Here is a 14338-nt window from a genome sequence, read left to right on the forward strand (position 1 = left end):
TCTTTTATGATGTGGTATAATATGTATATGTAAAGATATTCCGTCATAGAAAGAGGTCCCGTATATGGATAAGCAAATATTGGATTTTGTAGTAGAACAGACGCATGCGCTTATGGCTGCTCCGTCGTGCAGTCAGGGAGCGAAAGCCGCGGCCCAGGCTTGGCTTGATGCCGTTGGGACAGACCGGGAAGCGGAAGAAACGAAGAAGTATATTGCCGAGCTGGAAGGGGATATCATGCCGATCGACATGCTGATCCAGTTTGCTGAATCAGACGGCGGCGTCCAGGTTTTCGGCGAAGAAACGGTGAAAGCTATTGCAGCCCATGCCAGAGACATTCAGTCTAAGGGCGCTGTATATTGTGATTGTCCGGCCTGTTCGGCGGCTGCTGCAATTTTGGAAAAGAAAGACAGCCTGTTATAATTCAATATAGTTTTCTAAATGACACCTATCTACGGTGTCATTTTAGTATTCGGATATAAATTGATATATGAGATTGGAAGGATGGTACATTGTGGAAACATGGCTTGATTTGCATATGCATACGAAATACAGCATGGACGGGGAGTTTGAGCCGGCTGATTTGATGCGGCAGTGCGCTGGCGCCGGTCTGCGGGCGGCAGCCGTTACGGATCACGACGCCGTAGGCGCTCTGGACGAGGCAAAAGCCGCGGCGTCAGCCTTGCAGCTATCCTTTATTCCGGGAATCGAAATCAGCTGTCAGCATAAGGGCAAGAATTTCCATTTGCTGGGATATGGCATTCGCTATCAGGCTCCGGTCTTTGCCGAATTGGAACAGGACCTGCACGCCCAGCGGCTGGCTATTTCTGAAAAGGTCCTCGATGCCGTCGAAGGGTTAGGCATTTATCTGGATCGGCAGGCCATATGGGACATGGCTTCCAGCGGCGTCGTCGCTTCGGTCAATATTGCTAAAACGGCGTTAGAAGACCCGCGTAACGACGGGAATCCCCTGCTGGCCCCCTACCGGCCCGGCGGCGCTCGCAGCAATGCACCGTATGTCAATTTCGGCTGGGATTTCTGCGGCCAGGGAGGGCCGGCCTTCGTTTCCATGGTCCTCATGCCGTTCTCCCAAGCCGTCTGCATCATACAGGAACACGGCGGCGCTGCCGTGCTGGCCCATCCGGGAGCGAATATGAAGCAAAATCGGGACATAACGGAAGACTTAATCGCTCAAGGCATAGACGGCATCGAAGCGTACTGCAGCTATCACGACGACGATACGGCGGCTTTTTATGCAGCTATCGTTAACGAGCACGATTTGCTTGTTACGATTGGCAGCGATTATCACGGGCGGGCTAAGCCGCATATTCGCTTGGGGCAATACGGTCATCCTGCGCCGCAGGCTACGTTCGACGCGCTGTGCCGCATCATTCAGGACAGAGACGGGGACGTATGCCTATGAGCCAGATGAAATTTTATATACACGCGCTGGTTTGCTGTATCTGCTGGCTGGGCGCTCTAACTGTCGCCGGTGCTGAGGCGAAGCCGGCAGATGCAGCTGCTGTACAGACAGAGGCAGTACAAGCCATTCCGGACAAGGAAAAGCTGCCGCATGCTAACAGAAAAGAAGAAATGCGCCGATATGATCCCGCTGCTGACAGAAGCCCAGCTGAAGACATTCCCGTTGTCGAAACGAATTTTTCCTTTGCCGAACCGCTTCTGGTGCGGCCCGATACGAAAGGGATCGTCATCCATCATGTAGGCGTGCCGTCCGGCGACACGTCGGCAGAGGCCATTCACAAGGCCCATTTGGCGAAAGGCTGGGCCGGCATTGGCTATCATTACGTAATCCGAAAGGACGGTACGATTGAACGAGGCCGTCCATTGGCTGCTGTAGGAGCCCATGCTCAGGGCCATAATTTCGACTATTCGTACAATCCGCCGGAATCGGTGCAGTCGTGTAGGAGCCCATGCTCAGGGCCATAATTTCGACACAGTCGGCATCAACGTAACGGGGAACTTCGATACGGAACGGCCGACGGCTGAACAGCTTGCCTCGCTGGAGCGGCTTCTGGTGTTTCTGTGCCGCATATACGATATCGAGGCGGGCGTTACGACGATCGAAGGCCATCGCGACGTGAACGCGACGGATTGCCCCGGCGACAACTTATACCGTCTGCTGCCGCAGATACGCCGCGACGTCAAGGTGCAGACGGCAGAAAAAGAGCTGGAAGACGCCGATATATGGGAGCTTCTCAAGAAAGACCGGTAATCCCGGCAAGTCATGCCTATGCGTTTAGCAGGAAAATATGATATAATACAAACCGTGTATATAGTAAGACAACGTAAAACATTACTAAATAGGGCTTTAGCGTACTGTCTAAAGCCCCATTTTCTATGAGGTCAAGCAATGAATCAAGTATTTCAATGGATGAATGACGATGAAAATATTAAAAAGGCAGCGGAGCAGTTTCATCAGCCTGGACGGCACAGCATTTACGGGCTGGGCGGCTCGGCAAAAAGCGCCTTTACGGGAAACGCGCTGGCAGACATAAAGGGGCCGGCGCTGCTCGTCGTGCCGGGAAAAGAACAGGCCGCGGCCTGGCAGACCGATTTGCAGTTCTGGCTGCCCGACATGGCGGTTTTGGATTTTCCTTTTGTCGACAAAGCCGTCTTTACGACGACGGCGAAGAGCATCGAGCGGTCAGCGCAGCAGATGCGCGTTCTCGGTTTTCTGCGCGAAGGCCGGCCCGGCGTCGTATTGGCGACGGCGGAGGAAGCTTTTCAGTATGTACTGCCGCCGCAGCGCATTGACGACGGCGCAGTCGATATAAAGACCGGCGCGGAGTACGAACGGGACATGCTCCTGCAGCGTCTCGTAGAAGGCGGATACGAACGGGTTGATCTCGTTGAGCGGCGCGGCCATTTTTCCGTTCGCGGCGACATTATTGATATATATGCAGTCAATCAGCAGGATCCGCTGCGCGTCGAGTTTTTCGGCGACGACATAGACAGCCTGCGCTTTTTCGACGTCAACAGCCAAAAATCGAAGGAAGCGGTACGGCAGGTCCGCCTGCTGCCGATTTCCCTGGAAGAAGAGCAGGACGAACGGGCTTGTACGGTCCTCGATTACATCGGCGACGGCATCATTATCTGGGACGAGCCCAACCGGATACGGGAAAGCCTGAAAAAGCTTTTGAAGGAGTCCGACGATTATAAAGGCCGCCTCTGTCCTTGGCAGAAGGCCGTGACAGCAGAACGGGTTGCTAGTCAAATCATGCTGTCCCTCATGGCCCAGTCCGTGCCGGATATGCCGGCCGATTCTTCGTCGAGCTTCGCCGCTAAGATGATGGCAAGCTTTCAAAAGCAGTTTACCCTGCTGAAGGATGAGCTGAGCCACTGGCAGAAAAACGGCAATACGGTTCTCTTCGTATTGGGCAGCCGCGAGCGGACGGCGTCTTTGACAGCTTGGCTCCGTCAGCAGGACGTGGAGCCGCAGTTGTATGCCGCAGACAAACCCTTGCAGAAAGGGGCCGTGTACACAGCAGACGGCGAAATCCGCAGCGGCTTCGAGCTTCCCTACGCCAAGCTCGTCGTTTTGGCCGAACGGGACGTATATGGTATGCAGAAGCGCCGCCTCCGCCATCATGCGGCCAAGGGACAGGAAATCAACGTATTTACGGACCTGAAGCCCGGCGACTACGTCGTCCACGAGTCCCACGGCATCGGCCGGTACGAAGGCATTAAGACCATCGAGCTGGACGGCGTGCATAAAGACTATTTGGAAATCCATTATGCCGGCCAGGATATCCTGTACGTGCCGACAGATCAGCTGAAACTGCTGCAGCGCTATATCGGAAATGAAGGGACGACTCCGAAGCTGCACCGAATGGGCGGCAACGAATGGCAGAAGGTGCGGAAAAAGGCCCAGAAATCGATTACTGATTTGGCGGAAAAGCTCGTCGCTCTGTACGCTAAGCGGGAAATCGTTCCGGGATATGCTTTTCCGGCCGACACGTCCTATCAGAAGGAGTTTGAAGACGCCTTTCCCTATGAAGAAACGGACGACCAGCTGCGGGCTGTCCAGACGATCAAGAAGAGCATGGAAAAGCCCTTTCCCATGGATTGCCTCGTCTGCGGCGACGTAGGCTTCGGCAAGACCGAGGTTGCCATGCGGGCCATTTTCAAGGCCGTAATGGGGGGCAAGCAAGTCGCCGTCCTCGTGCCGACGACCGTATTAGCCCAACAGCACTTTCAGACCTTCAGCGAACGGTTCGGCCCCTTCGGCGTAGCCTGCGATGTGCTGAACCGTTTCCGCTCGTATAAAGAAAAGAAGGACATCTTGGCCCGTACGCTCCGCGGCGACGTCGACGTCCTCATCGGCACGCACAGCCTGCTGAACAAAAAGGTAAAATTTAAAGACTTAGGCCTGCTCGTCGTCGACGAAGAGCAGCGTTTCGGCGTGGCCCAGAAGGAAAAATGGAAGGCCTGGGCCGCCAATATCGACGTGCTGACCTTGAGCGCGACGCCGATTCCCCGGACGCTGCACATGTCCCTGGTTAACCTGCGGGAAATGTGCATTATCGAGACGCCGCCGACGGACCGCCTGCCGGTGCAGACCTATGTGACGGAGTACAACGCCCGTATCGTCCGCGACGCAGTCATGCGTGAAAAGCGGCGAGGCGGACAAGTATTTTTCGTCTACAACCGCGTCGAATCCATTGAAACGATGAAAGACGAGCTGCAGGCCCTGCTGCCGGACATTACCATCGGCATCGCCCACGGCCAGATGGCAGGGACGCTGCTGGAGCAGATCATGTTTGATTTTTACGAAGGAAGATACGACGTGCTCCTGTGCTCCAGTCTGGTAGAGAATGGGCTGGACGTGGCTAACGCCAATACGATTATCGTGTACGATGCCGACCATTTCGGCTTGTCCCAGCTGTACCAGATGCGCGGCCGCGTCGGCCGGAGCCATCGCATGGCTTACGCCTATTTCCTGTATCGCCGCGATAAGGTGCTGTCGGAAGTGGCAGAAAAACGGCTGCAGGCTATTAAAGAATTTACAGAGTTGGGATCAGGCTTTAAGATTGCCATGCGGGATTTGGAAATCCGCGGCGCCGGCAACCTGCTGGGCCGGGAACAGCACGGCAACATTGCCAGCGTCGGGTTCGCCATGTACTGCCATATGCTGGAAGAGGCTATTGCCAAGGCCCAGTCCGGCAAGCCCGCCGAGCCGGAACGGCAGGATACGGTCATGGAAATCCATGTCGACGCGTTTATTGACGACGAGTATATCAGCAACGGCGGCCAGAAAATCGAAATGTACCAGCGCATGGCCCTGCTGCGGACTGAAGAGGAACTCAACGCCCTGGCGGCAGAGCTGGAAGACCGGTACGGCAAGCCGACGAAGCCCGTGCAGACGCTGCTGCAGGCGACGAAGCTGCGCTTGCAGGCCCAGGATCAGCACATCGTGTTGATTTCGCAGAAGAGAGATGTGCTGGAACTAAAATGGCAGTATCCCAACCTGCTTCCCAAAGCGAACCAGCTGGATATATCCCTGCGCCGCCGCGTGCGGCCCGTGCCGGGTAATCCGCTGATGCTGCGCGTGTCCCTGGCTAATACGCCGGATATACTGACGCTGCTCTCCGAGCTGCTGACTACGTTTTCGAAGCTGAGAAAGGGGAATCCCCTTGAGTAAAACTTCTTTTTTGCAAGGCGCTATGGTTCTGACCGTCGCCGGTATCGTCGTAAAGATACTCGGCGGCGCGAACCGCATCCTGTTGTCCCGGCTGTTGGAAGGCGAAGGCATCGGCTTATATCAGATGGCCTATCCCTTGTATATCTTATTTCTCAGCATTGCCGGCGCGGGTATACCGATTGCCGTCTCCATCATGGTAGCCGAACAGACGGCTAAAGGGAACTACAGCGGCGCCAAGCGTATTTTCCATATTACCCTGGCCGTCATGACCTTGGCAGCCTTAGGCTGCGGCGTCGTCATGGCTTTTGGGGCGAAGGCCCTGATTGCCTACGGACTGGTCCGCGATGACCGGGCGTACCTGCCCCTGCTGGTGCTCGCGCCGGCCCTGACAATTTCCATCGTAACGTGCTGTTTCCGCGGCTACTTCCAGGGGCTGCAGCTCATGACGCCGACGGCAGTGTCGCAGATGGTCGATCAGTTTGTCCGCGTGTGCACGATGCTTGTCCTGGCCTGGCTGCTGTTTCCGTACGGATTGGAAATCGCGGCGGCTGGCGCTACCTTCGGCGCCGTGCCGGGGGCGGCGGCCGGATTGGCTGTCATAGCCTTCTTGTATTACCGTCACAGCCGCGCGCCCTTGCCGGCTGACGAGGGGCAGTTTGCGCCCTGCCGGGCCGTTTCGGTTATCCGGCGGCTTGCCGTCCTGGCCGTCCCCGTCGCAGCGGCGAACATGCTGCTGCCGGCCGTAGCGAGCATCGACCTGTTTATCGTGCCGCAGCGGCTGGAGGCGGCCGGATATACGATACACGAGGCGACGACGCTGTTTGGCTATCTCACCGGCATGGCCAACGGCCTTGTCCAGCTGCCGACGATATTGACGATTTCCCTGGCGACGAGCCTGGTGCCGGCCGTTTCGGCAGCCTATTCCAAGGGACAGACTGATCTGGTCTTGAAGCGGGCCCATACGGCTATGCGCATCGCCAACATCATCACGGTGCCGAGCTGCTGCGGCCTGGCCGTATTGGCCGTGCCGATTTCGCAGATGCTCTACGCGACGCCTGAAGCCGGCCCGGCTATCTGCGTGCTGTCCATATCCGTCTTTTTTATCGGCGTGCAGCAGATTACGAGCGGCCTGCTCCAAGGCATGGGGCATACGGCCATTCCTTTGCTCAACATGGCCGTTGCCGCCGTATTTAAAATCGTATTCAGCTGGCATTTGACGGCGATTCCCTGGCTGGGGGAAGTCGGTGCGGCCTGGGCTACGAATATTGACTTAGCCGTGGCGACGATTTTAAATTTGTATTTTGCCCATCGGCTCATTGCGTACCACGTGCAGTGGGGATATGTGGCCCGCTTGTTCCTGTCGGCTGCGGCTATGGCCGGGACGGCCTGGTTTGCATATCACGGATTATTGCTGTTTTTGGGCAATACGGGGGCAACGCTCGCCGCGATCAGCTCGGCCGGGGCCGTATACCTCCTCTGTCTGTTCTTATTCCGTGCCGTCGCCGCCGACGATCTGCGCCGCGTGCCTGTCGTAGGCGCGAAGGTGTCATCGCTGCTCGGCAGGCTGGAAAAATAACTTGGAAAAAGCCTGAAAGGGGGATACGTCATGGGAACTATTGAAATCATTCCGTTAGGGAAGGATGCGGCTGGCTGGGAGCGTTCGTTTGAAGAAACGTACCGGCCTGTCGTGGACTATTTAGTCAAGACGTCGTATGTGAGAGATGTCGTGCATACCGTGCCGGGCGGACCGGCTATGGCCGAAAAAGTCCGCCAGATGATCGATGACGCGCTGAAGGAGGAAGCGGCGCAGGGGCACATGCCCTTCGATATGATGCCTATCGTAGACGTCATGGCCAGGCTGCGCGGCCCGAATGGCTGCCCGTGGGATATTGCCCAGACCCATCGGACGCTGCGCCGGTTCCTGCTGGAAGAAGTATACGAAATGCTCGACGCCATCGACCAGGGCGACGACGCGGGAATGCGGGAAGAACTGGGCGACGTGCTGTATCAGGTCGTCATTCACTCCCGCATTGGCGAAGAAGAAGGGCTTTTCTCTGCCCAGGATATCGTCCGCGATATTACGGAAAAGATGATTCGCCGCCATCCCCACGTTTTTAGCGAAAAAAGCCTTGAAAACAAGGGTGAGAGTGTGTTAAACTGGGATAGATTAAAGCAGGGCGAAAAGCGCCAGCATCATGACCAGATGCTGGACGGCGTCGTCAAAGGACTTCCGTCTCTGCTGCAGGCCTATAAGCTTCAGGAAAAAGCGGCCAAGGTCGGCTTCGACTGGGATAAGGACGAAGACGTGCTGGCTAAGCTGGACGAAGAATGGCAGGAGTTTCAGGAAGCCCTGCAGGAGCAGGACGGAGACCACGCGGAAGAAGAAGCGGGCGACGTGCTATTTGTCTTTGCAAATGTATGCCGGCATTTTCATATCGAGCCGGAATGCGCGTTACATCGAGCGAACAGCAAGTTTCGCCGCCGGTTTTCTCACGTCGAGCAGCGCGTTAAGGAATCGGGCCGTTCGTGGAACGAGTTTTCCTTAGACGAACTGGATTCCTTTTGGAAGGAAGCCAAGGACTTGGAACGGCGCGGCTGCGGCGACGGGGAATAGGTTGGCTGTGAAGATAGATGTAACCAAATAAAGGAGGACTTGTAATGAACAAAACAGAATTAATTGCGAGTGTCGCACAGAAATCTGATCTGACGAAAAAAGATGCTGAAAAAGCGGTAAAGGCTGTATTTGAAGCCATCAGCGAAAGCTTGATCGAAGGCGATAAAGTACAGATTATCGGTTTCGGCACTTTTGAAGTTCGCCAGCGCAAAGCCCGTGAAGGCCGCAATCCGCGCAACAACGAACCAATTCAGATCGAAGCTTCCAAGACACCGGCATTTAAAGCTGGCAAACAGTTAAAAGACTTGGTCAACAATAAATAATGTCGTAAAACGAGGGCCGCATAGTACACGGCCCTTTTCTTTACTTGATTTTTGTCGTAACATAGAGATAGTAAGGTAATCGTATCTTCTACCCAAAAGAAGGGATTTGTATGACGAAGAAAAAGGTCCTGATCATGTCGGCGTCGATCGGCACAGGACATACGCAGGCAGCGCGCGCAATAGAAGAATATGTGAAAACGATTCCTGCCGACTGGGAGGTAGAGCACGTCGATTTTCTTTCTAACGACGTCTTGTCTATCGATAATATCGTCAAGGAGACGTATATCAAAATCCTGGACTTATTCCCTTTATTATACGATTTGATGTACTACTCTTCTCAGGGCTATAAGAAGGGCATGGCAGTTAAGACGCTCATTTCTTGGGGGCTGAAGCGCCGCATGCTGCGCGTTTTAGCCGACAAGAAGCCGGACGTCCTCGTCTTCACCCATCCGTTTCCGGCCGGCGCGGCGGCTCTGCTCAAGCGTCAGCACCGCTTAACGATTCCCCTCGTCGGCATCATTACGGATTTTGCCATTCATCAGCTGTGGGTATACCCGCAGATCGACGCGTATTTTGTTGCCGCGTCTCCCCTGAAAAAGCTGCTGACCGAGCAGGGCATCGACGGCCGGAAGATTACCGTGTCGGGAATTCCCGTCCGCAGCGCCTTTAAGCAGGGCACGTGGCGCTGGGATGAAGACCATCAGCTCAATAAAAACGTCCTCATCATGGGCGGCGGATTGGGCATGGGGTCTATCCGCCAGTCTCTGGTACGCCTTGACAAGCTGGACGACGTCGACAGCTTTACTGTCGTTACGGGATATAACGCCGATTTATACGATGAAATTTATCAGCTTCGCCGCGAACTGCGCCATCCCGTCAAGGTGCTGGGCTATACGAACCGTATTGCCGAACTCATGGCGAAGGCGGCCCTTCTGGTCACGAAGCCGGGAGCGCTGACCTGTACGGAAGCGGCGACGGTTCAGGTGCCGATGGTGCTGTACAGCCCTATTCCCGGACAGGAAGAGGCGAACGCCATGTACATGCAGGAGAAGGGCTGCGCCCGCTGGGCGAAGGGTCAGGAAAATCTGGCCGTCATTACGGCAGATTTGCTGCGGCACCCGGAAAAACTGCAGGCTATGTCAGAGGCCAGCGTGTCGTGCCACCGCGATGGAGCGCGTATTATTGCGACTCATATTCGTCAGATTGTATTTCCGGACGATGAGGAATCCCTGTCGGTCTGCGGCAGCGAATATTCTCACGAATCAATATAACTAAGCCGGATGGCCCATAGTCTTCGCTATGGAGGCAGCATCCGGCTCTTTTTATAGGAGGAATGGCAAGTGAAACAGACTACTACACGGCGGCCCCGCCAGACCAGACAGCCGCGCCGCCCCAAGGGCTCGTCATCGCGGCCGTGGATCGTCCTGCTGTGCCTTATTGCCTTATGCATCGGTGCGTATTGGCTCGCCGGCGACAGGGACACGGGCAGGGAGCCGTCGTCGGATCGGCAGATGGAGCAGATTGAAACGGTTCGCGACGACGGAAAAGACGCCGTATATACAGATACTTCTCAGGAATTAAGCGACGCTGTCGCCGCTTGGCTTAAGGAACAAGGGGCCGACATACAGGAGCTGAAGCGCGAAGAGCGGAGCGAAGACCGGCAGGCGACGGGCGGCGCGATTTACTGGACGACGCGCAGCACCGCCGTGACGCCGTCTGAGCCCTTCTCCCGGGAAAAATTGGAAAAATTCCTGCAAAAGAGCGGCGGCAAAGCGTCTATATACCGGGTGACCCAGACGAAGCTCGACGGGAAGGACGCGGTGGAATACGATATCGCTTACTTCGATACCCTCGACGGCGATCCGCTGTACCTGGTGACGGACAAGCTGTACGTTTTGCCGGTGCAGGAAAAGGGCGGCTTAGTCAAGAATATAAAGGACATATTCACAGAATCGTCTTCGCCTGACGATGAAAAGAAGCAACAGGCAGAAACGAAGAAAGCTGTAACGGAATCGAAGCCAGAGCAGACTGAGCCGAAGCAAAGTCATCCGGCTCAAGTACAGGGCCGTCTGGCCATCGTTATTGACGACTGCGGCGTCGACCTCGATACGTTGTCGCGTATGAATTCCATTCCCGTCCCGCTGACATATGCCGTCATGCCGTATAAGGCTCATACAGCCGAAGCCGCCGCCAGCGGCTACAGCGCGGGACGCAAGATATTTGTGCACATGCCCATGCAGCCTCTGAACACGACGTCGTCGGAAGAAATATTTATCGGCGGCGACATGAGCGACAGCAAGATTCAGGCTACGGCTAATGAAATCCTCGATCAGGTGCCCTATGCCGTCGGCATGAACAACCACCAGGGATCAATGGCCACGGCAGACGAACGCATCATGAAAAGCGTCATGTCCGTTATGAGGCAGCGCGGGCTGGCCTTCCTCGACAGCCGCACGAACAGCGCCTCCGTAGGCGAGCAGACTGCCTCGGCTATGGGCGTCATGACAGGCCGCAATAACCTGTTCATCGACAATGATTCCGATGTGGCTTCTATTAAAGAACGGCTGCGTCAGGGCGGAGACATGGCGATACGAAACGGCAGCGCCGTCGTCATCGGCCACTGCCGGCCGAATACGGCGCAGGCTCTCAGCGAAATGGTCGATGAGCTCCATGCCAAGGGCGTCGACATCGTATTTGTAACGGACTTGATGTCGTAGCGGGGGAAGACTATGGATATAGGGGATAGTACGATTTCTATATACATTCTGATATTCGTCATGGGCGGCGGATTTTTGGCAGGCTTCGTCGACGCCATTGCCGGAGGCGGAGGCCTTATTTCCCTGCCGGTGCTGCTGGCGACGGGCATGCCGCCCCATCTGGCTATCGGTACGAATAAATTTTCCGCTACCTTCGGCGCCGTCATGAGCGCCTGGCAGTTCTGGCGGGCCGGCAAGGTAGACGTCCACCTGATGAAGATAGCCCTGCCCTGTACCTTCGTTGGAGCCGTGCTGGGCTGCGCCTGTATGCTTCACCTGTCGGCCCAATGGCTCCAGCCGATTATCATCGCGGCCCTGGTGGCGACGATTCTCTTTGTTTTCAGCCGGGGAAGCTCTATGGGAGCGGTCAATACGTATCAGGGCGAGACGAAGAAGAACCTGGCCTTAGCCATGGCCGCAGCCGGCGCTATCGGATTTTACGACGGTTTCATCGGTCCCGGCACGGGAACCTTTCTCATCGTGGCCTTTGTTTCCCTGGGCTTTGATTTCATCATCGCCGCCGGCAACGCCAAGGTGCTGAACCTGATGAGCAATCTGACCAGCTTCGTCCTCCTCGTATACTGGGGAAAAATATTGTATATTTACGGCGCGGCGATGGCCGTTTGCCTGTTTGCCGGCGCATATTTCGGCTCCCGTCTGGCGATACGGCGCGGTACGGCCTTTGTCCGGGCGATTATGCTCGTCGTGACGACCGTGTTAATTGTTAAGCTGGCCTTGGATTACGCCGGATTACTATAGCGAAGGAGGAAATGCGATGATGGAATCTGCTCAGAAAACGGTCTTCATCAGCGGCGGCACGTCGGGCATCGGCCTGGCGGCAGCGGAAATTTTACTGAAAAGAGGCTGGACCGTCGCGGTCAGCGGCCGCAGCGCTGAGCGGGGCAAGGCGGCTCTGGACTATTTGAACGCCGGCAGCCGTGCCGTATATATGAGCGGCGACGTAGGCAATGACGAGGACTGCCGCCGCATGATCGGCGAAACGGTTCGTCAGTTTGGACGGCTGGACGGCCTCGTTACGTCGGCAGGATATTATGAAGAATGCCTGCTGGAATATACTGACGATGAACAGGTGCGGCAGATGTTTGCCGTCAACGTGTACGGCACGATTTCTTTGTGCAGATATGCTCTGCCGTATCTCAAAAAGACCTGCGGCAGCATCGTCACCGTAAGCAGCGACGCCGGCCTGCAGGGAAACGTGGCCTGCTCGGTTTACGGCGCGACGAAGGGGGCCGTCGTGGCTTTTTCGAAATCCCTGGCACTGGAGGCGGCGCCCCATCAGGTGCGGGTTAACTGCGTTTGTCCCGGCGACGTAGAAACGCCGCTCTTGGAAAAGCAGCTGCAAGGCGACCCGTCCCGGACGATAGAATCCATGAAAGAACAGTACCCCTTATACCGGCTGGCGAAGCCGCAGGAAGTGGGGAAGGCTATCGCCTTTTTGCTCAGCGACGATGCGTCGTTTATCACAGCTGCGGCACTTCCCGTCGACGGCGGTTTGACAAGCTGGTAAAAACATGGGAAAATAAATTAACTCATCAAATTTGCGCAAATGAGGTGGTATATATGTCAGAAGAAATGAAAACAGTAGAACAGCTGCAGGAAGAAATTGCCAAGCTGAAACAGGAATTGGCCGATTTGAAGTCTAGCCAGGCTCCGGCTCAGGAAGCTGAGCCCGTCGCTGCGGCCGACCAGGAAATTCCCGGCGGCGAAAGCGAAATGGCCCTGCAGGTCCTCCAGACCATCGAGCAGTCTACGGACGACGTAGACGTCAAGGTTGAGACGCTGTGCCGCTGGGCGGCAGCCCGTGCCGGCGCGATTGTCGTCGCGCCGCTGCTGGGAACGGTAGCTCTCATGGCGAACGAAGTATATCTCGTCAGCCGCATCGCCCGCATTTACAACGTCAAGCTGACCGAACGGGCTCTCATCGCCTTCCTCGGCGCCGTCGGCAGCCGCATGATCGGCACCCTGCTCACGACGCTCATCCCGTTCAGCGTCATTCAGGTTCCCGTAGCCGTAGGCATTACGTACAGCCTGGGCCGCGTGACGCAGCGCTGGATGAAGGACGGCATGCCCAGCGACATGACGCCGTACGTCGAAATGATGGGCGAATGGAAGGACAAAGCACGCGAACAGGTCGACCGCCTGCGTGAAAATCCCTTGAAAAACGTTCCCCTCGGCGACGAAACCGTCGATTTCATCAAGCGGTGGGGCGGTACGGCTGCGGAAAAATTCCAGGACGTCAAGGAAAAAGGTCAGGAATTATACCACAATGTCTGCCATAAGGACGATTTAGTAGAAGAAATTATCGAAGAAAAAGCGGCGGAAGACGCGGCGAAGGCCGTCGCTGCAGAAACGGCGGCCGAAGCTGCCGACGACGCGGCAGAACAGGCTGCGGCAGCCGAAACAACGGAAACAGAGAAAAAGACTACGGTAGAAGAACAGGTCAAGGCCGCCGTAGAAGACGCCAAGATTCCGCTGGATTAAAAAGGGACGATGCGTATGTGGAAACTGCTGAGCTTTTTCGCCCGTTTTTATACGCCGGGAAAATTTATTCGCTTTATACGGGGAACGGGACGGCGCCTTCATTTCCTGCCCAAGCTGATGACAATTTTTTACTGCATGCAGGATAAGGATACGCCGAAGTTCGTCAAGCTGGCCCTGATGGGGGCCCTGGGGTACGTCATACTGCCTCTGGATTTAGTGTCCGACGCCTTTATCGGCATCGGCTGGCTCGACGACGCCGCCGTCGTAGCGGCGGCCCTGCGCTTGGCCGGAACGTACGTCAAGCCGGAGCACCTGGAAAAGGTACGCCGCATGTTTCCCTTTGCCAACGTGTGACGATATAGACAATTCCGATACGGATATCCGTGTTGGGATTGTCTATTTCTCATGAATTGGCGAAATTCCTTTGACAAACATACGCACTCATCGTAAAATGATGTGAGTGTGCTATATAGGAGGATGAAT

General features: G+C 55.8%; 14 protein-coding genes. All 14 read left to right on the top strand.

The window, feature by feature from the left end; genetic code table 11:
* Window positions 1–64: 64 nt before the first annotated feature.
* The 14 genes from CJ260_RS01060 (at window position 65) to CJ260_RS01120 (ending at window position 14209) form a co-directional block, all read left to right on the top strand.
* Window positions 65–421 (top strand): molecular chaperone Hsp90, encoded by a 357-nt coding sequence (locus CJ260_RS01060; protein ID WP_095628837.1) that lies wholly within the window; start codon window positions 65–67, stop codon window positions 419–421.
* A 91-nt stretch (window positions 422–512) separates the two neighbouring features.
* Window positions 513–1421 carry a PHP domain-containing protein gene (locus CJ260_RS01065; protein ID WP_095628838.1) on the top strand — a complete coding sequence of 303 codons (909 nt, stop codon included), beginning with the start codon at window positions 513–515 and terminating at the stop codon, window positions 1419–1421.
* Window positions 1418–1945, top strand: a complete 528-nt coding sequence (locus tag CJ260_RS13285) for an N-acetylmuramoyl-L-alanine amidase (RefSeq protein ID WP_255378454.1) — start codon at window positions 1418–1420, stop codon at window positions 1943–1945. Before CJ260_RS01065 ends, CJ260_RS13285 begins: the two co-directional genes overlap by 4 nt.
* Complete coding sequence (locus CJ260_RS13290; protein WP_198947361.1) at window positions 1863–2231, top strand: peptidoglycan recognition family protein; 369 nt, start codon at window positions 1863–1865, stop codon at window positions 2229–2231. The genes CJ260_RS13285 and CJ260_RS13290 overlap by 83 nt, the downstream gene beginning before the upstream one ends.
* Before the next feature lie 138 nt (window positions 2232–2369).
* Window positions 2370–5660 carry a transcription-repair coupling factor gene (mfd, locus tag CJ260_RS01075; RefSeq protein WP_095628839.1) on the top strand — a complete coding sequence of 1097 codons (3291 nt, stop codon included), beginning with the start codon at window positions 2370–2372 and terminating at the stop codon, window positions 5658–5660.
* On the top strand, window positions 5653–7236 hold the full coding sequence (locus CJ260_RS01080; RefSeq protein ID WP_095628840.1) for a polysaccharide biosynthesis protein: 1584 nt from the start codon (window positions 5653–5655) through the stop codon (window positions 7234–7236). Before mfd ends, CJ260_RS01080 begins: the two co-directional genes overlap by 8 nt.
* 30 nt (window positions 7237–7266) lie before the next feature.
* Window positions 7267–8274, top strand: coding sequence for a nucleoside triphosphate pyrophosphohydrolase (gene mazG / locus CJ260_RS01085; RefSeq protein WP_095628841.1), 1008 nt, complete (start codon window positions 7267–7269; stop codon window positions 8272–8274).
* Between the two features lie 44 nt (window positions 8275–8318).
* Entirely contained in the window at window positions 8319–8597 is a 279-nt protein-coding gene (locus CJ260_RS01090) for an HU family DNA-binding protein (RefSeq protein ID WP_087477379.1), read from the top strand.
* 110 nt (window positions 8598–8707) lie between these two features.
* Window positions 8708–9868, top strand: coding sequence for a glycosyltransferase (locus tag CJ260_RS01095; protein WP_095628842.1), 1161 nt, complete (start codon window positions 8708–8710; stop codon window positions 9866–9868).
* A 69-nt stretch (window positions 9869–9937) separates the two neighbouring features.
* Entirely contained in the window at window positions 9938–11314 is a 1377-nt protein-coding gene (locus CJ260_RS01100) for a divergent polysaccharide deacetylase family protein (protein ID WP_095628843.1), read from the top strand.
* 12 nt (window positions 11315–11326) lie between these two features.
* Entirely contained in the window at window positions 11327–12112 is a 786-nt protein-coding gene (locus tag CJ260_RS01105; protein ID WP_087477382.1) for a TSUP family transporter, read from the top strand.
* Window positions 12113–12128: 16 nt separating this feature from the next.
* Window positions 12129–12881, top strand: a complete 753-nt coding sequence (locus CJ260_RS01110; protein WP_369831663.1) for an SDR family NAD(P)-dependent oxidoreductase — start codon at window positions 12129–12131, stop codon at window positions 12879–12881.
* 53 nt (window positions 12882–12934) lie between these two features.
* The gene (locus tag CJ260_RS01115; RefSeq protein WP_095628844.1) at window positions 12935–13855 is read left to right on the top strand and encodes a hypothetical protein; all 921 of its coding nucleotides are present in this window, start codon (window positions 12935–12937) and stop codon (window positions 13853–13855) included.
* Window positions 13856–13870: 15 nt separating this feature from the next.
* A complete protein-coding gene (locus CJ260_RS01120) occupies window positions 13871–14209 on the top strand; it encodes a YkvA family protein (protein ID WP_087477384.1) in 339 nt (112 codons plus the stop codon).
* Window positions 14210–14338: the final 129 nt, after the last annotated feature.

This window comes from Megasphaera sp. ASD88, assembly GCF_002287425.1.
GTDB classification, from domain to species: domain Bacteria; phylum Bacillota; class Negativicutes; order Veillonellales; family Megasphaeraceae; genus Megasphaera; species Megasphaera stantonii.